24 protein-coding genes are annotated in these 18,426 nt (G+C 63.4%); 7 read left to right on the forward strand and 17 right to left on the reverse strand.

Annotated features, from left to right (window positions below; all coding sequences use genetic code 11):
- The first annotated feature begins 10 nt into the window (after positions 1-10).
- Positions 11-772 carry a TerC family protein gene (locus tag EOB80_RS10875; protein WP_127269216.1) on the forward strand — a complete coding sequence of 254 codons (762 nt, stop codon included), beginning with the start codon at positions 11-13 and terminating at the stop codon, positions 770-772.
- Positions 773-788: 16 nt separating this feature from the next.
- Here the strand turns inward: EOB80_RS10875 and EOB80_RS10880 are convergent, their stop codons facing one another.
- From EOB80_RS10880 to EOB80_RS10895, 4 genes are read right to left on the reverse strand one after another with little or no spacing between them, the layout of a single operon-like run.
- Positions 789-1,256 carry an SRPBCC family protein gene (locus EOB80_RS10880; RefSeq protein WP_127327611.1) on the reverse strand — a complete coding sequence of 156 codons (468 nt, stop codon included), beginning with the start codon at positions 1,254-1,256 and terminating at the stop codon, positions 789-791.
- A 25-nt stretch (positions 1,257-1,281) separates the two neighbouring features.
- Entirely contained in the window at positions 1,282-1,644 is a 363-nt protein-coding gene (locus EOB80_RS10885) for a hypothetical protein (RefSeq protein ID WP_127327612.1), read from the reverse strand.
- Positions 1,645-1,693: 49 nt separating this feature from the next.
- The gene (locus tag EOB80_RS10890; protein WP_127327613.1) at positions 1,694-2,086 is read right to left on the reverse strand and encodes a VOC family protein; all 393 of its coding nucleotides are present in this window, start codon (positions 2,084-2,086) and stop codon (positions 1,694-1,696) included.
- Between the two features lie 44 nt (positions 2,087-2,130).
- Entirely contained in the window at positions 2,131-2,613 is a 483-nt protein-coding gene (locus tag EOB80_RS10895) for an SRPBCC domain-containing protein (RefSeq protein ID WP_127327614.1), read from the reverse strand.
- Between the two features lie 52 nt (positions 2,614-2,665).
- Here EOB80_RS10895 and EOB80_RS10900 point away from each other — a divergent pair, with 52 nt between their 5' ends.
- The 3 genes from EOB80_RS10900 (at position 2,666) to EOB80_RS10910 (ending at position 4,280) form a co-directional block, all read left to right on the forward strand.
- Positions 2,666-2,989 (forward strand): helix-turn-helix domain-containing protein, encoded by a 324-nt coding sequence (locus tag EOB80_RS10900; RefSeq protein WP_127319142.1) that lies wholly within the window; start codon positions 2,666-2,668, stop codon positions 2,987-2,989.
- A gap of 206 nt (positions 2,990-3,195) precedes the next feature.
- Positions 3,196-3,945, forward strand: a complete 750-nt coding sequence (locus EOB80_RS10905; protein ID WP_127327615.1) for a YebC/PmpR family DNA-binding transcriptional regulator — start codon at positions 3,196-3,198, stop codon at positions 3,943-3,945.
- A gap of 17 nt (positions 3,946-3,962) precedes the next feature.
- Positions 3,963-4,280 carry a SelT/SelW/SelH family protein gene (locus EOB80_RS10910; RefSeq protein ID WP_164762581.1) on the forward strand — a complete coding sequence of 106 codons (318 nt, stop codon included), beginning with the start codon at positions 3,963-3,965 and terminating at the stop codon, positions 4,278-4,280.
- Positions 4,281-4,455: 175 nt separating this feature from the next.
- Here the strand turns inward: EOB80_RS10910 and EOB80_RS10920 are convergent, their stop codons facing one another.
- Entirely contained in the window at positions 4,456-4,935 is a 480-nt protein-coding gene (locus tag EOB80_RS10920; protein WP_127327617.1) for an anthrone oxygenase family protein, read from the reverse strand.
- Between the two features lies 1 nt (position 4,936).
- A complete protein-coding gene (locus EOB80_RS10925; protein ID WP_127327618.1) occupies positions 4,937-5,770 on the reverse strand; it encodes an NAD(P)H-binding protein in 834 nt (277 codons plus the stop codon).
- A gap of 104 nt (positions 5,771-5,874) precedes the next feature.
- On the opposite strand from EOB80_RS10925, the gene EOB80_RS10930 reads away from it, so the two are divergent.
- A complete protein-coding gene (locus tag EOB80_RS10930; RefSeq protein ID WP_127327619.1) occupies positions 5,875-6,516 on the forward strand; it encodes a TetR/AcrR family transcriptional regulator in 642 nt (213 codons plus the stop codon).
- A gap of 9 nt (positions 6,517-6,525) precedes the next feature.
- Here the strand turns inward: EOB80_RS10930 and EOB80_RS10935 are convergent, their stop codons facing one another.
- On the reverse strand, positions 6,526-7,074 hold the full coding sequence (locus tag EOB80_RS10935; protein ID WP_245466329.1) for a hypothetical protein: 549 nt from the start codon (positions 7,072-7,074) through the stop codon (positions 6,526-6,528).
- Positions 7,075-7,125: 51 nt separating this feature from the next.
- Complete coding sequence (rpmE, locus tag EOB80_RS10940) at positions 7,126-7,347, reverse strand: 50S ribosomal protein L31 (RefSeq protein WP_013529118.1); 222 nt, start codon at positions 7,345-7,347, stop codon at positions 7,126-7,128.
- Positions 7,348-7,554: 207 nt separating this feature from the next.
- Here rpmE and EOB80_RS10945 point away from each other — a divergent pair, with 207 nt between their 5' ends.
- Complete coding sequence (locus tag EOB80_RS10945; RefSeq protein ID WP_127327620.1) at positions 7,555-9,354, forward strand: ABC transporter transmembrane domain-containing protein; 1,800 nt, start codon at positions 7,555-7,557, stop codon at positions 9,352-9,354.
- 32 nt (positions 9,355-9,386) lie between these two features.
- On the opposite strand, the gene EOB80_RS10950 is transcribed toward EOB80_RS10945, so the two are convergent.
- On the reverse strand, positions 9,387-10,874 hold the full coding sequence (locus EOB80_RS10950; RefSeq protein ID WP_127327621.1) for a carboxypeptidase M32: 1,488 nt from the start codon (positions 10,872-10,874) through the stop codon (positions 9,387-9,389).
- Between the two features lie 142 nt (positions 10,875-11,016).
- Between EOB80_RS10950 and EOB80_RS10955 the strand changes: the two genes are divergently transcribed.
- Entirely contained in the window at positions 11,017-11,370 is a 354-nt protein-coding gene (locus EOB80_RS10955) for a DUF1304 domain-containing protein (protein WP_127327622.1), read from the forward strand.
- 74 nt (positions 11,371-11,444) lie between these two features.
- On the opposite strand, the gene EOB80_RS10960 is transcribed toward EOB80_RS10955, so the two are convergent.
- The 8 genes from EOB80_RS10960 to EOB80_RS10995 all read right to left on the reverse strand — a co-directional run bounded on the left by EOB80_RS10960 (position 11,445) and on the right by EOB80_RS10995 (position 18,383).
- Positions 11,445-11,873 carry a hypothetical protein gene (locus tag EOB80_RS10960; RefSeq protein ID WP_127327623.1) on the reverse strand — a complete coding sequence of 143 codons (429 nt, stop codon included), beginning with the start codon at positions 11,871-11,873 and terminating at the stop codon, positions 11,445-11,447.
- Between the two features lie 237 nt (positions 11,874-12,110).
- Entirely contained in the window at positions 12,111-13,142 is a 1,032-nt protein-coding gene (locus EOB80_RS10965; RefSeq protein ID WP_127327624.1) for a peptidoglycan -binding protein, read from the reverse strand.
- A 1-nt stretch (position 13,143) separates the two neighbouring features.
- Positions 13,144-14,169 (reverse strand): MotA/TolQ/ExbB proton channel family protein, encoded by a 1,026-nt coding sequence (locus EOB80_RS10970; RefSeq protein ID WP_027037204.1) that lies wholly within the window; start codon positions 14,167-14,169, stop codon positions 13,144-13,146.
- Between the two features lie 104 nt (positions 14,170-14,273).
- The gene (locus tag EOB80_RS10975) at positions 14,274-14,960 is read right to left on the reverse strand and encodes a hemolysin III family protein (protein WP_164762582.1); all 687 of its coding nucleotides are present in this window, start codon (positions 14,958-14,960) and stop codon (positions 14,274-14,276) included.
- Between the two features lie 106 nt (positions 14,961-15,066).
- Positions 15,067-15,867 carry an inositol monophosphatase family protein gene (locus EOB80_RS10980; protein WP_127327626.1) on the reverse strand — a complete coding sequence of 267 codons (801 nt, stop codon included), beginning with the start codon at positions 15,865-15,867 and terminating at the stop codon, positions 15,067-15,069.
- An 85-nt stretch (positions 15,868-15,952) separates the two neighbouring features.
- Positions 15,953-16,519, reverse strand: coding sequence for an elongation factor P (gene efp, locus EOB80_RS10985; protein WP_013529127.1), 567 nt, complete (start codon positions 16,517-16,519; stop codon positions 15,953-15,955).
- 174 nt (positions 16,520-16,693) lie between these two features.
- Positions 16,694-17,734 (reverse strand): tetratricopeptide repeat protein, encoded by a 1,041-nt coding sequence (locus EOB80_RS10990; RefSeq protein ID WP_127270840.1) that lies wholly within the window; start codon positions 17,732-17,734, stop codon positions 16,694-16,696.
- 1 nt (position 17,735) lies between these two features.
- Positions 17,736-18,383: a thiamine phosphate synthase gene (locus EOB80_RS10995; RefSeq protein WP_127323222.1), complete on the reverse strand. Its 648-nt coding sequence runs from the start codon at positions 18,381-18,383 to the stop codon at positions 17,736-17,738.
- Between the last annotated feature and the right edge of the window lie 43 nt (positions 18,384-18,426).

The following is an 18,426-nucleotide window of genomic DNA, read 5'->3' on the forward strand; positions in this document are numbered from 1 at the left end:
GACGACCTCCATGCAGCTCATCGAATTCCTGGCGCCGCATTTTCAATTTGTTTCCGACCCGACGGCTTGGGTCGCGCTGCTGACGTTGATTGTGCTCGAGGTCGTGCTCGGCATCGACAATCTGATCTTCATCTCGATCCTGACCAACAAGCTGCCGGAAGCACAACGGGCCCGTGCCCGCCGGCTCGGCATCTCGGCGGCCCTGATCATGCGGCTGGTGCTGCTGGCCACCATTTCGATCATCGTCCAGCTGACCACGCCGGTGTTCACGGCCTTCGGCCACGGTTTTTCCTGGCGCGACCTGATCCTGATCGCCGGCGGCCTGTTCCTGGTCTGGAAGGCGACCAAGGAGATCCATCACACCGTCGATCCCGACGACCACAAGGATACGATGATGGGCGAGACGCTGCAGATCAGCCTTGCCGGCGCGATCTTCCAGATCCTGCTGCTCGACCTGGTCTTCTCGATCGATTCGATCATCACCGCCGTCGGCATGACCGACGAGATCGCCATCATGTACATCGCCGTGATCGTCGCGGTCACCGTGATGATGCTGGCGGCCGGGCCGCTGGCCAACTTCATCGCCAAGAACCCGAGCATCGTCATGCTGGCGCTGGGCTTCCTTCTGATGATCGGCATGACGCTGATCGCAGACGGCATGGGCTACCATGTGCCCAAGGGCTACATCTATGCGGCGATGGGCTTTTCGGCATTGGTCGAGGGGCTCAACATGCTGGCGCGGCGACGTAAGAAGTCGGGCGGCGGGCATTGAGGCAGACCCTGAATACCTAATGTCCTGGCACGCCCTTCGGGTGACGGTCGCCGATCAGGCCGAGCGTCAGGCCCTGTTCCAGCCACGCCTTGGCGCCGGCCAGCACCAGCGTGAAGCCGCCGGTTGAGCCGACGGCCTCTTTCACCTGCTCGTCGCCATCCCCGGCGAAGCCAAAATTGCGAACCTCGAGAAAGGTCGTCTCGTCGGGCATTTCGGTGAAGGTCCAGACCACCGTGGTCGGCGGATCGCTCCATTGCATGACGATCTTTTCATTCGCGACGATCTCGCTGACGTTGACGGTCGTCGAGACACCGTACATGCGCCACTCCCAGAGGACTTGCTTGCCGCTGTCCAGCCGGCCGCTGCCATGGGTGAACCAGAATTTCGTGGTGATGGCCGGATCGACGATGGCCTCGAATACATCGGCGACAGGCCGCCGGATCAGCATGCCGGCTTCGGCGGTCGGCTTTTCGTGGATGTCCATGGGATGCTCCCTCGTGGCTTGGCGCTCACCAGGCGTCCGGCTCGCGCAGCATGTGGACGATGTTGGCCGGGTTGGCGATCCAACCGCCGCGAAAGCCCTCACCCAGGGGCTCGATGACGTCGCAGCGCACAACACCGGCCTTGGCCAGATGATCCGCGGCCGTCGAAAAATTGTCGGTGAATAGTTCCAGCCACACCTCGGCCTGGCTCATCATCGGCGCCTCATCGATCCACAGGCGGTTGGGGCCTAATTCGAAGCCAATGGCGGGCGCCTTGTCCGTGAACGGCTTCAGGCCGACAACGTCGCGGTAGAAGGCGATCGTCGCCTTATATTGGTGCGGCGGTACCTTCATGGCGATGTTGATGCCGCCGGTGATTTTCGTGGTCATAGCTGGCTCCGTTGTCGTGTTCTGCTGTTGTCGCCTTTGCTCAGGCTGGTCATGCGAGATTGATCTGCCAGGAGACCCCGAACCTGTCGTCGAGCCATGCGAAACGGCGGCTGAAGCCGTAATTGTCCGGTGGCATCAGGAACGCGCCGTCCTTGCCCAGTGTCTCGACAATCCGGTCCAGTTCGTCCTCGGCGGAACAGTCCACATACAGCGAGACCGACGGCGTGAAGGTGAAAGCGTGGTGGACGGGGCTATTGAAGATCATGACTTCCAGGCCGGCGATCGACACGCGCGCAAGCTTGACCGTCCCGTCCGGGCCGTCTTCGCCGGGGCCGTAGCGTGTGACGTCAAGGACGCTGCTGCCGGGAATGGTCTCGCAATAGAGGGTCATTGCCTCTTCGGCCTTGCCCTCGAACATCAGGAATGGCGATACTTTCGTCATCGCAAGGTCTCCATCTTCCTTCTGTTGCTCGGATATCGGGTCGCTCAAATATTGGTCTCGTTGGCGGGTTCGCCCTTCATCTCGCTGCGGTAGTAGCCGTCTCGCAAATTGATGCCGTATTCGACATAGGCCTTCATGCAGGCCAGCATCTGCGACCAGCCCTCGCAATTGAGGTAGGACTTCTTCAGGCCGACCGCGCCTTCCTGCCAACCGCTCTCGGCGATGGTGACGAAGGTGCCGCCATCGTCGAGCGGCTCGAAATTCATCTCGATGCGGGTCTTGTAGGCCGGCTTGCCGTCGGCGTCGGTGGCATCCCAGCGCAGCACGATACGGCTGTCCTTGACCACTTCGTCGACCTCGACCGGCACCTTGCCCCACCAGACGACGCCGGCGCCGGCTTCCAGCCGGGCGCTGGCGCCGCCGATCGTGGTGAAATAGCCGCTCAGTTTCTTCGGATTGACGACCGCGTCGAAGACCTCGGCGACCGGCTTGCCGATGCGTCCGGAAACACTGAATCCAAGTGACATATCCACAACTCCTTCCCTTGATCGGTCCAACGATATGTTATAAAAACATAACATGTCAAGCCGATCGCAAGACGACAATGTTTTCAAGGCGCTGGCGCACCCGCGCCGGCGTGAAATGCTGGATCAGCTGAAGGACACGCCGAAGACGACCGGCATGCTGTGCGAGGCCTTTCCCGACATCGATCGCTGCACCGTGATGCTGCATCTCAAGGTGTTGGAGGAGGCCGATCTGATCGTTGCGCGGCGCGACGGCCGCGAGCGCTGGAACCATCTCAACGCGCTGCCGATCAAGCAGATCCACGACCGCTGGATCAGCCAGTATGCCGGGCATGCCCTCAGCATCATCGACCGGCTGAAGTCGGACCTCGAGGCATGAGCGGCCGCAGCAGGTCATGTCTTACGCCGCATGCGCGGTGCGGCTGGACGAATTGAGCCGATTTATCTATAAGCCGGCCATTCCGACAGAGAACGCCGTGCTTCCACGAGGTGCACCTGAGACGCTCTGAAATTTTGAATTCGGGCATTGCGGAAACGAGGTCAGATCACTTCGCTTCGGGATGCTCTAGCCGAGAAGACGACACCATGGCTGGCCATTCACAGTTCAAGAACATCATGCACCGCAAGGGCCGCCAGGATGCGGTGCGGTCTAAAATGTTTTCCAAGCTGGCGCGCGAAATCACCGTCGCCGCCAAAAGCGGGACGCCCGATCCATCGATGAACCCTCGCTTGCGGCTGGCGATCCAGAACGCCAAGGCGGTGTCGATGCCGAAGGACAACATCCAACGCGCCGTCAACAAGGCCTCGATGGGCGATGCCGAGAACTACGAAGCCGTGCGCTATGAGGGCTATGGCCCGGGCGGCGTCGCCGTCATTGTCGAGGCGCTGACCGACAACCGCAACCGTTCGGCATCCAATGTGCGCGCCGCCTTCACCAAGGCCGGCGGCGCGATGGGCGAAACGGGCTCGGTGTCGTTCATGTGGGACCGCGTCGGCGAGATCTATTATCCGGCATCGGCCGGCAGCGCCGACAAGATCATGGATGCGGCGATCGAAGCCGGTGCCGACGATGTAGAATCGGACGAGGAAGGCCATACCATCTATTGCGGCTTCGAGAACATGGGAGAAGTGTCGAAGGCGCTGGAAGGCGCGCTCGGCGAGGCTGAATCGGTCAAGCCGATCTGGCGGCCGCAAAACAACGTTCCGGTCGATGAGGAGCGGGCACAGTCGCTGATGAAGCTGGTCGCCACGCTCGAGGATGACGACGACGTCCAGAGCGTCTACGCCAACTTCGAAGTCGACGACGAGACCATGGCCAAGCTCAGCGCGGCATGAGCGAAGCTCAGTCCGAAATGAGCGGAGCTATACCCGCCACGAGCGAAAAGCCGTTGCCGGTCGTCCGCATCACCTATTGCACGCAGTGTCAGTGGCTGCTGCGCGCCGGCTGGATGGCGCAGGAGCTGCTGTCGACCTTCGGCACCGATCTGGGCGAGGTGACGCTGGTGCCGGGCACCGGCGGCATCTTCACCATTTCCTGCAATGACGTGCTTGTCTGGGACCGCAAGCGCGACGGCGGCTTTCCGGACGCGGCCAAACTGAAGCAACTGGTCCGCGATGTCATTGATCCGGACCGCGACCTCGGCCATTCCGATCGGAAGACAAAGGCATAGGGGTCGCCAGCGCTGCCGTCACTTGCGTCGCCACGCACCGACAGCGGCGCCAATCGCAATACCCACGGCAACGCCCATCGGCAGATCATCCAGAGCGGTGCCGATCAACTCCGATGGCCATGCCGAAGGCCATATTTGCGTATTGATCCTTCATCGGTCGCTCCATCCATCGTCGTCAACGCGTGGCGAACCAGAAGGATGCCAGCGCGGCTATGCCGCTGATGGTGCGGACATGGTTCCACATCACCCATTCATTGAGGTAGCGCGACCATAGGCTTGCACCGTTGCCGCTTGCCGGATCGATGGCGGCCAGGGCATCGTTGAGCGGCACGTTGAAGATCATCGTCACCACCACGATGCCGATGAGATAGAGCAGACTGCCGGCAATCAGCCAGAGCGAGCCCGGCTGGCTCCAGCCGATCGCCGCACCGATGGCGACAACAATGCAGACGAGCGCCGTGCCGAACAGCGCCGTCATGAACAGCGGCGTCACCGCTGTGACGTTGATGGAATTCATCGCGGCAATGCCGCTTGCGGCTGGCAGGCGGGCGAGGCCCGGCATGACGAAGCTGGAGAAAGCAAAGAAGACGCCGCCGACGACGCCTGAGCCGATTGCGGCGATGAAGATGAGGGTGGGGAGAAGCTTCGCGATCATGTCAGTTGCTCCAGATGCCGGTTGCGGCGGTTTGCGTTGCGTAGGCGGAGAAGTCTCTTGGCTGGCGACCAAGCACGCGCTGGACGCCGTCGGTGAACGACTCGTTGCGGCCGTCGAGCACCTGGGTGAACAGCTCATTGGGCAGCCAGCCGAATTCGGGCGGCAGCTCATGCGCGGCTACTGCGGCAGTGAATTCGTCATGCGAGATCCTGACAAAGCGGATGTCGCGTCCGGCCGCCTTGGCAATCTCGGCGACCGCGTCTGCGAAGCTCAGCAGCCGCGGCCCGGTCAACTCATAGAGCTGGCCGACATGGCCTGGCTCCGTCAGCACGGCAAAGGCGGCGTCGGCGATGTCGTCGGCATCGACAAAGGGCTCGCCGACATTGCCGATCGGCAACGCCACTTCGCCTTCAGCCAGGGACCCGGTGAAGAAGCCTTCGCTGAAGTTCTGCGAGAACCAAGCGCAGCGCAGGATGGTCCAGTCGGCGCCCGAGGCCTTCAGCATCTCTTCGGCGCGCTGGGCTTCCGTTTCGCCGCGCCCCGACAGCAGCACCAGTCGGGTGACACCGTTTTGCACCGCGAGCCTGGCGAAGGCGTCGACGGTTTCAGCGGCGCCCGGCACGGCGATGTCGGGATAGTAGCTGATGTAGACGGCGCTGACGCCTTGCATTGCCGGTCCCCAGGTCGCTGGGACTTCCCAGTCGAAGCGCCGTGTACCGGAGCGCGAGCCGATCCGCACCGGCAGGTCGTGCGCCGTCAGCCGCTCGGCGAGACGGCGGCCGGTCTTGCCGGTGCCGCCGAGGATCAGAATTGGTTTGGTTGTCGGGTCAGTCATAACCGTTTCCTCTGTTTAAAATATGAATAATCCTCACATTTGCAAAATGTGATAAACCCTCGTATTTTGCGAGTCAAGCGATTTTGCTGGCATTGGAGTCAGTCATGGAAGACACGGCCGCGCCGGTTTCCGCGCGGGAGCAGATTGCTTCGCCGCGCCGGGCGCCCAGCCAGCAGCGCAGCCGCGAGCGGGTCGAGCGCATGCTGACTGCCGCCTCAGCGCTGATCGCCGAGCAAGGCAGCGACGCCATGCGCATGGGAGAGGTGGCGGAACGGGCCGGGGTGTCGATCGGGTCGCTCTACCAGTTCTTTCCGGACAAGCGGGCGATCATCTGGGCGCTGGCCGAGCGCTACACCGCCGAAAGCCAGTCCTGCATTTCGGCAGCACTGGCTGGTGTCAGGGACGCCGAAGGGCTCGGCCGGGCGTTTTCGGAACTGGTCGATATCTACTACGGGCTGTTCCTGGCCGAACCGGTGATGCGCGATATCTGGTCGGGCACGCAGGCCGACAAGGCGCTGCGTCAACTTGAACTCGCCGACAGCCGGGCCAATGCCGAGTTTCTGACCACCGTGCTCAAACGGTTGCGGCCCGACGCCGATCCGGTGGCGCTGGAAACGACGGCGTTCCTGATCTGGCAAATGGGCGAAGCCGCCATGCGGCTGGCGATCTCGGTCGATCGGCTGGAGGGCGACAGGCTGGTCGCCGCGTATAAGCGCATGGCGTTGCGAGAATTGCTGGCCGAGTAGGACAGTGCACTAGCGGCCAAAATAGTCCTTCAGCATTTCGCCGCGTTCATCTTCTGTGCACATCGCCATGCGGCCGAGATTGAACCGGCCGCGACAAAGCGCGACGACGGACAATGCGCAGTTCACCGTCTCGTCATCGGTGGAAGTTGCCAGATCCCGCAATGCCAAATGCAGAAGCGTTCGCCACGCTGCCCTGTAATGCGGTTCGATCCAAGCAGGAATCTTCGGGTTCCGGTCGTCGAGTAGGCGCGCTTCTTCGATGGTTGCGGCCAGACCATAGGCACCCCAATAAGCCGGAGCGTGACCTTCGGAGATGCGAACGATTTCAACGACCGCTGCGTAAGACGCGTCTCCAACATCCCCCTGATGATGCAACTCATTCCAAAGCTCGTCCCAGACCGTTTTGTCATCATAGCGAAGGGCCAGTGTTCGCAAGGCCGGTCGAGGATCGTAGGCCACCTTGTATCCGCCTTTAAGGCTGGAACATCGATCGTCGTCGAGAATAAACATCTTGCCCTCCGAGAACCATTGCGTTCCACCAAGGCTGCCCGTGGTCAACAAAAACCCGCCACAAGGGCGGGTTTTCGATCTGCGTAAAGGTCGTCGAGCTTAGATGCCGAAACCTTCGAAACGCTTCTTGAACTTCGACAGGCGGCCGCCGCGGTCGAGCAGGGTCTGCTGGCCGCCGGTCCAGGCCGGATGAGTGGTCGGGTCGATATCGAGGTTCATCGTATCGCCTTCCTTGCCCCAGGTCGAACGGGTCGTGTATTCGGTGCCGTCGGTCATGACGACCTTGATGGTGTGGTAATCGGGATGGATGTCGGTCTTCATGGGTTCGGTTCCTGGCTTGCCGGCGCTGCCGACGGGCATAAGCCTGCGTCGATGCGCCCCTTTTTAAAACTCGAAGCCGCAGCTATTGAGGAGCCACGGCTTCTAAAACGGTCGGCGAGCCTATACATCAGCCGGAATTGAATCACAAGGCCGCGGCAAGCGCATATTGAGGCGCAGACCCCAAGGGCGGCTGGAGGAAACATCGGGATGGCGCAAATCAGCAGCGCAGACGAGCGCCGGCGCTCGCTCAAGCCGCTCCGGCGCCTGTTCCCCTACATCACGCACTATCGCACACTGGTCGTCGGCGCCATCATCTCGCTGGTCATCGCGGCGGCAACCACGCTGGCGCTGCCGCTGGCGGTGCGACGCATGATCGATCATGGTTTCTCGTCGTCCAGCACCACCTTCATTGCCGAATATTTCGCCGCCCTGGTGGCGATGGCTGCCCTGCTGGCGGCGGCATCGGCCGGCCGCTACTATTTCGTCATCACGCTGGGCGAGCGCGTCGTCGCCGACATCCGGCGCGATGTGTTTGCCCATGTGACGACGCTGTCGCCTGCCTTCTTCGACACCGCCCAGTCCGGCGAGATCGTGTCGCGGCTTGCCGCCGACACGACGCAGGTCAAGTCGGCGGTCGGAGCCACGGCCTCGGTGGCGCTGCGCAATGTCATCCTTGGTCTCGGCGCGGTGGGGATGATGGTCATCACCAGCCCGAAACTGTCGGGCCTCGTCATTGCCGCCATTCCTGTCATCGTGCTGCCGCTGGTCGCTTTCGGCCGTTCGGTGCGGCGCAAATCACGCCAGGCGCAGGATACGCTGGCCGATGCCACCGCCTATGCCAGCGAGCAGATAGGCGCGGTGCGCACGCTGCAGGCCTTCACCAATGAGAAGCTGGTTACCGGGCATTTCTCGGCTGCCGTGGAAGCCGCTTTCGAGGCGGCACGCTCCTCGATCTTCGCGCGCTCCTTCCTTACCTTCTTCGCCATTTTCACCATCTTCTCGTCCGTCGTGGCGGTGCTGTGGTTTGGCTCGCGCGACGTGCTCGAAGGCTCGATATCGCCCGGTACGCTCGGTCAGTTCCTGCTCTATTCGGTGTTCGCCGCCGGCGCGCTGGGCGCCCTGTCGGAAGTCTGGGGCGAGCTTGCGCAAGCGGCGGGCGCCGCCGAACGGCTGACCGAGATCCTGGCCGAGAAGCCGGCGATCCAGGCTCCCGCCGATCCGAAGCCGCTGCCGGCCGTCGCCAAGGGCGCGATCGCCTTCGACAATGTCTCCTTCTCCTACCCGGCGAGGCCCGACCGCGCCGCCGTGCATGGCTTGAGCTTTCAGGTCATGCCGGGCGAGACGGTGGCGATCGTCGGGCCGTCAGGGGCCGGCAAGAGCACGGTGTTTTCGCTGATCCTGCGCTTCTACGATCCCGAAACAGGCAAGATCCTGATCGATGGCGTCGATGTGCGTGAGGCCGATCCCGTTTCGGTCCGCCAGCGCATCGCGATCGTGCCGCAGGACGTCACCATTTTCGCGGCAAGCGCGCGTGACAATATTGGTTTCGGCCGGCCGGGAGCCAGCAAGGCCGAAATCGAGACGGCGGCGAAGGATGCGCTTGCCGATGAATTCATCCTCAAGCTGGAAAAAGGCTATGACAGCCAGGTCGGTGAGCGCGGCGTGACGCTGTCAGGCGGCCAGCGCCAGCGGGTTGCGATCGCCCGCGCCATCCTGCGCGACGCCCCGATCCTGCTGCTCGACGAGGCCACCTCCGCCCTCGACGCCGAAAGCGAGACGCTGGTGCAGACGGCGCTGGAACGGCTGATGCAGGGCCGCACCACGATCGTCATCGCCCACCGCCTGGCAACGGTGCTGAAGGCCGACAGGATCCTGGTCATGGATGGCGGCTCGATCGTCGAGGAAGGCACGCATCAAAGCCTTGTCGCCAAGGGCGGCATCTATGCGCGGCTGGCCAAGCTGCAGTTCGAAACCGGCGCCAGTGCTTTCAGGGGCGCGGCTGAGTAGGCAGAAACATCTGCCGCTGTGCCGGCAAGCCGCTATACGGCTCCGTATCGCTGCTTCAGATGGTTCACGAAATAGGTAGCGTTGAGCTTTTCGCCGGTGGCGCGTTCGAGCAGGTCCGGCGTCGACCAGCGTGATCCCTGCGACCAGATTTTTTCGCGGCGCCAGTCGTTGATCGCCTCGAAATTGCCTTTGGCGAGATCCTCGTCGGCGGCAGGATGATCCCGCGTCAGCGCCGCCCATTGCTGCGCCGCCATCATCGCGCCCAGCGTGTAGGATGGGAAATAGCCAAAGGCCGCACCCGGCCAGTGCACGTCCTGCATCGGTCCGTCGGCGGGGTTGTCGATGGTGGAGAGGCCGAGATAGTCACGCATCTTGGCGTCCCAGGCTTCGGGCAGATCACCCACCTCCAGCCGGCCCGCGACGAGTTCCTGCTCCAGTTCGTAGCGCAGGATGACATGCAGGGGATAGGTCACCTCGTCGGCATCGACACGGATCAGGCCGCGCTCGACGCGATGCACATGCGGCAGGATGTCGTCGAGCGACCAGGCTTCGCCGAGATGCTTTTCGACCACCGGCAGCGCCCAGCGCCAGAAGGCCGGGTTGCGGCCGAGCTGCTTCTCGACGAACAGGCTCTGGCTTTCATGCACGGCCATGCCGCGCGCCTTGCCGAGCGGCCAGTGCGACCATGCCTTCGGCAGGTTCTGCTCGTAGAGCGCATGGCCGGTCTCGTGCAGTACGCCCATCAGCGCCGACAGGAAGTCTGTAGTCTTGTAGCGGGTGGTGATGCGCACGTCGCTCGGCACGCCTCCGCAGAAAGGGTGGTGCGACACCGACAGCGACCCGTGTGTCAGGTCGAAGCCGACCGCCGCCATCATGGCAAGGCCGAGCTCGCGCTGCCGGTCGATCGCATAGGTGCCTGAGAGCGGCTTCAGCGGGCGCTTGCGCAGCCGTGCGTCCTGGATAGCCAGCGCCTCCGGCACGAAACCTTTCAGGAAAGCCTTCAGGTCGGTGAACACAGGCGTGATGTCGGCGGTGCGGTTGCCGGGGTCGTATTGCTCCATCAGCGCGTCATAGGGGGCGAGGCCGAGCACATCGGCACGCAGCGCCGCCTCCTCGCGCACCAGCGCCACGACGCCCTCCAGCGCCGGCTGGAAGCTCGCCCAGTCGTTCTTGGCGCGCAGGCCGCGCCACAGCTGCTCGCAACGCATGCGCGCGGTCGTCTGGCGTTCGACAAATTCGACCGGCAGGCAGGTCAGGTTGGTGTATTGCCGCCGCAGTTCCGAGACCGCAGTGCGCTGCTCTTCACCCAACGCTTCCTGCTCGGCCGCGGCGATCCAGTCCGCTATCTCCGGCGCCGTTGCCCTGGTGTGATACATGCCGGCCAGTGCCGACATCGCCTCGGCACGTTTCTCGCCACCGCCGACAGCCATGTGGGTGGCCTCGTCGGCGCCGAGGATGGCCAGCGCATGCTCAAGCGCTTCGAGCTTGTGGCCGAGGTCATCGAGTTTCTGAAAGGACATGGCGGCTTCCGTGATTGGGGACGGCGCGAAAAGACACCAACGCAAATGCGTTGGCAACCCTCGGATGCCGTCCGGCAGATGCACCTTGCGCAGGCGAGGCCGCGCATGAAATGCTGCCGGCAACACATCAAGGGGGAAAAAAATGATCGGCAACATCCTTGTCGGGCTGGTGGCCTTGATCCATGCCTACATCGTCTATCTGGAGATGGTGCTGTGGGACACGCCGCGCGGACACAAGGCTTTCAACCTGACCCCGGAATTCGCCAGTGCCTCGAAAGTGCTCGCCGCCAATCAGGGGCTCTATAACGGTTTCCTCGCCGCCGGCCTCATCTGGGGGCTTTACCTCGGGGCGGCCGGTTTCCAGGTCAAGGTTTTCTTCCTGCTGTGCGTGGCTGTTGCCGGCCTCTATGGCGCGGCAACGGTTGGCCGCAAAATCCTGTTTATCCAGACCGCGCCGGCGATTGCCGCGCTGATCGCGGTCTGGCTGGGCTGGTAAAAGGACGCCCGCGGGATGGCTCCCGAAAGCGCCAGGTGGTCCCTTCCTCTTGGACCGTTTCAGCCGCTGTGGTCTCAGCCGTTCGGGTAGTTGCCGCCGTCGTCGCCGTCGCCCATCAGGAAACCGCTGCCAGTATCGACCCTCAGGCGCTGGTCGACATTGTCGAGCCGGCGCAGCAGGTCATGATATTGCGCGGCCGGTATCCTGCCGTGATCGGACGCGGCGACTTTCTCTGCCGCCTGACCGATGTGGGCCGTGCGCATTTCCAGTCGTTCCGCCACGGCCGGGGTGATGTTGTTGGCCTGTCTTGCGTCCACGATGCCCTGCCGGACGCCCTGCACCTGTGCCATAAGCGCCTCGACACGCGGGCCAGTCATGTCGGTCGGATCGGCCGCGTCGAGAGCGCCCTTGTGATGGCCCGCGGCATAGGCGCCGGCAAGCGGAACGGCGATGAGGAACGCCGTGAGTGTAGCAGTTCTAAGCGAGGTCTTGAAAGAGCGCATCACGCGTCTCCTCTTGTAGAGGAAGGCGGCGGTTGTCCGCCTGCCTTCCGGCCTTGGGCCGTCCGGTTCCGTCGCGTCGCGATGAGGGGGTTCATCGCCGGCGGTTCTCGGCCCGGTCGGCAAGCTAGGATCGCCCTGCGACAATGTGTAATTAAAAAAAGATAATCTTTTCAGGCCTTGTCGGCCTCTATCTGCGCCCTAGAGTTGAGCCGGCGAACAAGTTCGCGTGATTTTAGATCAACGTTCGGTGAGCTTCAGTTCAATACGGCGGTTCTTATTGCGCGCCTCTTCAGTGTCGGCGGGGTCGAGCGGCTGGAACTCACCGAAACCGGCGGCTACGAGCCGGTTGGCAGGCACGCCGTTTTCGATCAGGAATTTCACCACCGAGGTCGAACGCGCCGTCGACAGCTCCCAATTGTCGCGGTAGCGGCCGGCGCCGGAGAGCGGCTTGTTGTCGGTGTGGCCGTCGACGCGCAGCACCCAGTTGATCTCGGGCGGGATTTCCTTCTGCAACTCGATGATGGCGTCGGCGAGCTTCTTCATCTCGACCTTGCCGGCATCGTTGATCACCTCAGAGCCGGTCGGGAACAGCACTTCCGACTGGAAGACGAAGCGATCGCCGACGATACGGATGTTCTCGCGGTCGGCGAGGATTTCGCGCAAGCGGCCGAAGAAGTCGGAGCGGTAGCGGTTCAACTCCTGCACGCGCTGTGCCAGTGCGACGTTGAGGCGACGGCCGAGGTCGGCGATCTTGGTGTTTGAATCGCGGTCGCGGATTTCGGAGACGTTGAGCGCATCCTCGAGCGCGCCGATCTGCTTGCGCAGTGCCGCGATCTGCTGGTTGAGGATCTCGACCTGGCTCAGCGCCTGCTGGCTGATCTGGCGCTGGCTGTCGAGTTCGCCGCCGAGCGCCGCGGCGCGCTGGTTGGCGGCGTCGCCGGCACCGGCGCCTTGCGCCAGCAACTGTTGGAGCCGGCTCCTTTCCGCTTGCGCGGCTGACAGCGACGCCTGCAGATTGGCCAGTGAATCATCCTTGTCCTGCGCCGTCGAGCGCTCCAGCGCCAGCAACTGGGTCAGCTCGTTGATCTGCGAGTTGAGGCGCGAGAGTGCCGTATCCTTGCCGGAGATTTCGCGTCCCAGCAGGAACTGCGCCAGCACGAAGACCGTGAGCAGGAACATGATGGCCAAAAGCAGCGTCGACAGCGCGTCGACGAAACCCGGCCAGTAGTCGATGCGGCGATCGGTGCGCCGGCCCCTGGCGAGTGCCACTTCAGTGAACTCCGGGCTTCTTCAGGGCATCGGCGATCTTTTCCAGCGTGTTGCGCATCGCCTTCTGCTCGTCGGACTGGGCTTCGACCCAGTCGCGCATGATCTGCTGTTCCGAGCGCATGTTCTTGACCAGGCCGGAAATGCCGTCGGCGAGATTGGCCATGGCGGTGGCGACGCGCGGGTTGGAGCCGCCGCCATTCTCCTGCATCGAGCGCAGCCGTTCCGACAGCACCCGGATCTCGTCGGAGGATTCGGTCTTGGCTGGGTCGGCGACGACGATGTCCGACGACAGGTCGGTCACCGAGGACAGCCAGTTTTCCAGTTCGGTGTAGAAGCGTGTCTGGGCGCGACCGGCCTGCAGGTCGAGGAAGCCGAGCACCAGCGAGCCGGAGAGGCCGAACAGCGAGGACGAGAAGGCCGTGCCCATGCCGGCCAGCGGCGCGGAAAGCCCCTGCTTCAGGGAATCGAGCACCGCGGCGGCGTCACCGGTGCCGGGATCGAGCGATTCGATGGTCTCGCGGATCGAACCGATGGTGTTCAACAGTCCCCAGAAAGTGCCGAGCAGGCCGAGGAACACCAGCAGGCCGACGAGATAGCGCGAGGTGTCGCGGCTTTCGTCGAGGCGGGTGGCGATGGAATCGAGCATGGTGCGCATCGAACTGGTCGAGAAGGCCGTCGCCGAGGAGCGGCCGATCATCGCCTTCATCGGCGCCAGAAGCACTGGTTCGGTGGTCTCCGAGCCGGCACGGAAGGAGTTGACCCAGCGCACTTCGCGAAACAGTCGCCCGACCTGGGCGAAGGCCAAAAGGATGCCGACCACCAGCACGCCGACGATCAGGCCATTGAGGCCGGGATTGCTGCCAAAAGCGGTTGAGATCTGTCGGGTGAGGATGGCGGCGATGAAGGCGACGATGACCAGGAAGATCACCATGGTGAGCAAAAAGACCTGCGGGCTCGATAATTTATGCGGGTCGTAGATCAGGACATCAGAACGTCTGCCCATGCCGAAGGATCTGAGAAAAGCCATCCGTGCCCCGTTTCCGATGCCGCCGCCGATCACGTAAACCGCGACTCTAAACGGAATTGTGACCAAATTGAATGGCGCTTGGCAATATTGCCGCGTCGAGAATGTCAGAAGCGATTGATGACCAGACAGTCGACCATGGCGGCCAGATGCAGGCCAGCACCGGTGACGACGAAACCGTGCCACAGCGCGTTGTGGAAGCGCAGCCCCTTCCAGGCGAAGAAGATGACGCCGCAGGAGTAGACCATGCCGCCTGCGACGATCAGCGCTATCGATGTCGTCGGCAGCGTCTGGACAAGCGGCTTGACCAGGATGATGCCGCTCCAGCCGATGGCGAGATAGAAACCGATCGCCAGCCGGTCGAAACGGCCGGGAAAGAACACCTTGATGGCAATACCCAGCACTGCCGCGGTCCAGACCAGCACGATCATCCAGCGCGCCAGCGGCGAGCCTTCGAGCTGCGCCAGGAAAGGCGTATAGGTCGCAGCGATCAGCAGATAGATCGCGGCGTGGTCGAAACGCCGCAACACCCATTTTGCCGGCGACGACACCGGCCACAGATTGTAGGTCATCGACACCGAGAGCACGGTGAGCAGCGAAACCACGTAGAAGGCGGCGGCGATGTATTCGCCAGGTCCGACACGAAAGGCGGCAAGCGCCAGCAGTGCCGACCCTGCCGCGATCGCCAGCACGATGCCGATCGCGTGGACAACACCGTCTGCGATCATCTCGGCACGCGAATAGTGCCAGCGTCCGATGAACGGGATATCGGGGTAGGGTTGGTTGTCTCTCACTAAGCCGGGTTCCTGCACCGCGCCCTTCAATTTGGGCGCATGCCGGGCAGTATTTCAAGCTTCCATTGCGGTTTTGCGACTGCGGCGCATCAGCGCGGCGTGGCTGTCAGCGGGAGGAGAGCGGCTTCTTCACGACCTTCAGCAAAGCGCGCTGGATGATCTCGTTGCCGGCGACGACCGAGCCGTTGTCGAGCATGTCCTGGCCGCCATCCATGTCGGAGACGAAGCCGCCCGCCTCGCGGATCAAAAGCAGCCCGGCGGCGATGTCCCAGGCCGACAGGCCGGTTTCCCAGAAGCCATCCATGCGGCCGGCGGCGACATAGGCGAGATCGAGCGATGCGGAGCCGAGGCGGCGGACGCCGGAAACCTCGGCCATGACATTGCGCAGTTCGACCAGGAAATTGCCGTGGTGGCCGCGGCCGAGATGCGGCATGCCGCAGCCGATCACGGTGTCGACCAGCTTGATGCGGCCGGCGACGCGCAAGCGGCGGTCGTTCATGAAGGCGCCGCCCCCGCGTTCGCAGGTGTAGAGTTCGTCCATCGCCGGATTGTAGATGACGCCGGCGACGATCTGGCCCTGGCGCTCCAGCGCGATCGAAACGGCAAAGAGCGGAATGCCGTGCAGGAAATTGGTGGTGCCGTCGAGCGGGTCGACGATCCAGCGATGCTGGCTGTCGTCGCCTTCAACCACGCCGCGCTCTTCCATCAGGAAGGAATAGCCGGGCCGAGCCTTGGACAATTCGGCAAAGACGATGTCCTCTGCCTTGCGGTCGGCCTGGCTGACATAATCGCCGGGGCCCTTCATCGAGACCTGCAGGTTCTGCACCTCGCCGAAGTCGCGCGACAGCGAGCGGCCGGCCTTCATTGCGGCCTGGACCATGACGTTGAGAAGGGCTGAGCGTGCCATAGTGCTTTTTCCCGGTGCTGCGCTTTAAATTCTGCCTCGATGCATGTCGGTGACCCGGAACCCGGCCACTTTTGGGCGACATGCGTCAGTCGGCGCGGCGCACGTAAGTGATTTCGTTGGTGTCGACGATGATGCGCTCGCCGGCGCCGATGAAGGGCGGCACCAGGACGCGGATGCCGTTCTCCAGGATCGCCGGCTTGTAGGACGATGCCGCCGTCTGACCCTTCACCACCGGGTCGGCCTCGGTGATGGTCAGCGTCACATAGTCGGGCAGCGAAATGCCGATCGGCCGCTCTTCGTAGAGCTGGACCGTCACCATCATGCCGTCCTGCAGGAAGGCGGCGCGATCGCCGACGAAGTCCTTGTTCAATTCGAGCTGCTCGTAGCTCTGGGTGTCCATGAACACCAGTGCGTCTTCCTGCGCGTAGAGGAAGGAAAAATCCTTCAGGTCGAGCCGGATCTGTTCGACGGTCTCGGCCGAGCGGAAGCGCTCGTTGAGCTTGGTGCCGTTGATGAGGTTCTTCAGTTCGACCTGATTGTAGGCGCCGCCCTTGCCGGGCTTGACGGTGTTGGTCCTGACCGCCACCCAAAGGCCGCCATCATGCTCGATGACATAGCCGGGACGGATTTCGTTGCCATTGATCTTGGCCATGATGAGATGATCCGGAATAATGCCAACGGCCACGCCGTCGGTATGGGATGTTCGCTGGGAAAGCGATTTCGGGCTCCCAAGACCACAAATCGCCAGAAGAGGCAAGGGAGCGGGCAGGTCGGTGCCGGGCGAGGGGAGCCGAGGTTACACTTGCAATGACCGCGAGAACCGCCGTCAAGGCAGCCGGTTGGCCTTCTGCAGCGCCTGCTTGGTCTGGTCGTCGTCCAGCCCCTGCAGGAAGTCATCCATCTGTGGGTCGATGAGGCCGGCACGGCGGGCGACGACGTACCAGGCGCCGGCAAGCACAAGGTCCGGATCGGTGCCGATGCCTTGCATATAGAGCTTGGCCAGGCGGTTCTGGGCGGCGACATTGCCGCCCTCCGCCGCCTGCTTCATCCAGCCGAAGGCGGATTTCAGGTCGCGCGCACCGCCGCGGCCTTCGATCATCCAGGCGGCGAGATCGATCTGCGCGGTGTCGTAGTTCTGCCTTGCGGCCTGCGCCAGCAGGCGCCTTGCCTGGGCGTCGTCACGTGGCTTGCCACCGACACCGTTGGCGTAGATCTGCGACATTGCATATTGCGCGTCCGCGAGGCCGGTCGCGGCGGCGCGCTCATAGTAGGAAACCGCCTTGGCCATGCCGGCGTCGCCGGGGTCCTGCTGGACCAGCATCTGCGCGAAATTGAATTGCGCCAGCCGGTTGCCGGCTTCGGCGGCGGCCTGCATCAAGGCGTAGGCCTCTTTTCCATCCTTTTTGACATAGCGGCCGTCGAGCAGCATCAGCGCATACTGGAACTGCGATTCCGGCACACCCTGTTCGGCGGCCAGCGCGTACCATTTCGCCGCTTGCGCCGAATTGACCGGTACACCGAGCCCCCGCGACAGGATCTCGGCCACCAAGGTCTGCGCCGCCGGATCGCCGTTTTGCGCCCGGACCAATGCCAGATTGTAAGCTGTCTTGTAGAGACCGCGCTGGAAGGCGCCATAGGCCGCGTCGGCGGGTTTTGCGCCGAAGCGGTCGGGATTGACCGTGTCGGCCGACGGCAGCGGCGCGGGCTCGGCCGTGGTAGCGGGCTGCGGCAACGGCTTGTCGATCGGCTTGTCGGTGTGGACGCCGATTTCCGGCTTGGGCTGCGGCAGGGGGATGGTCTCCGCGGCGGCAGCCTGGACCATCAGCACCGCAAGCAGAGCCTGGAGGGGAAGCGTCGCCGAGGACATTTCAGTCCTCGAAGCGCGGCGCGGTCTCGTCGAGCAGCGCGTTGGCGGTGGCGACCGCTGTCCCAGGATCGGTGCCGTCGGCAAACACGGCGCTCGACAGCGCCACGAATTCAGCGCCGGTGGCGCCCACCGCTTCGACCGAGGCGATGTCGGATCCGGCCATGACGATGCAAGGGATCTGGATCATGTCCGCCCACCATGCGCCGAGCGACAGGTTGCGCGGGTGCGGTTCGGGCTTGTTGTCGTAACCGAAGCGGCCGAAGAAGATGTAGTCTGGCCGCGTCTCGCCAAGCTCGAGCGCGTCGTCACGTGTCTTGGCGCCGCCGGTGCCGACCATCATCTTTGCCTGGAAATGCTCGATCGTCTCGGCAAGTTCGGCCTTGGAGACCTCGACATGGATGCCGTCGGCCTGGACGCGGCCGGCTATGCGGGTGTCGCCGGCGATGATGACAGCAACGCCGGCGGCTTGCGCTGCCGGCACGATCTGTTCGGCGAAAGCCTGGAAGGAGGCTTCATCCATGCCGTTCTCGGGCAGGATCAGCGAAGCGACATCGCCGCCATCGAATGCCGCGACAATACGGGCCGCCGGCACGCCGGACGGCGCGATCAGCACGATGCGACAGCGATTGGGGGGCGTTGCTTCATTCATGGTTCTTCGGGTCCCGCGTTTCGCCTATGCCGGGCGAAGATGG

Source organism: Mesorhizobium sp. M7A.F.Ca.MR.245.00.0.0, from assembly GCF_003997415.1.
Lineage (GTDB): Bacteria > Pseudomonadota > Alphaproteobacteria > Rhizobiales > Rhizobiaceae > Mesorhizobium.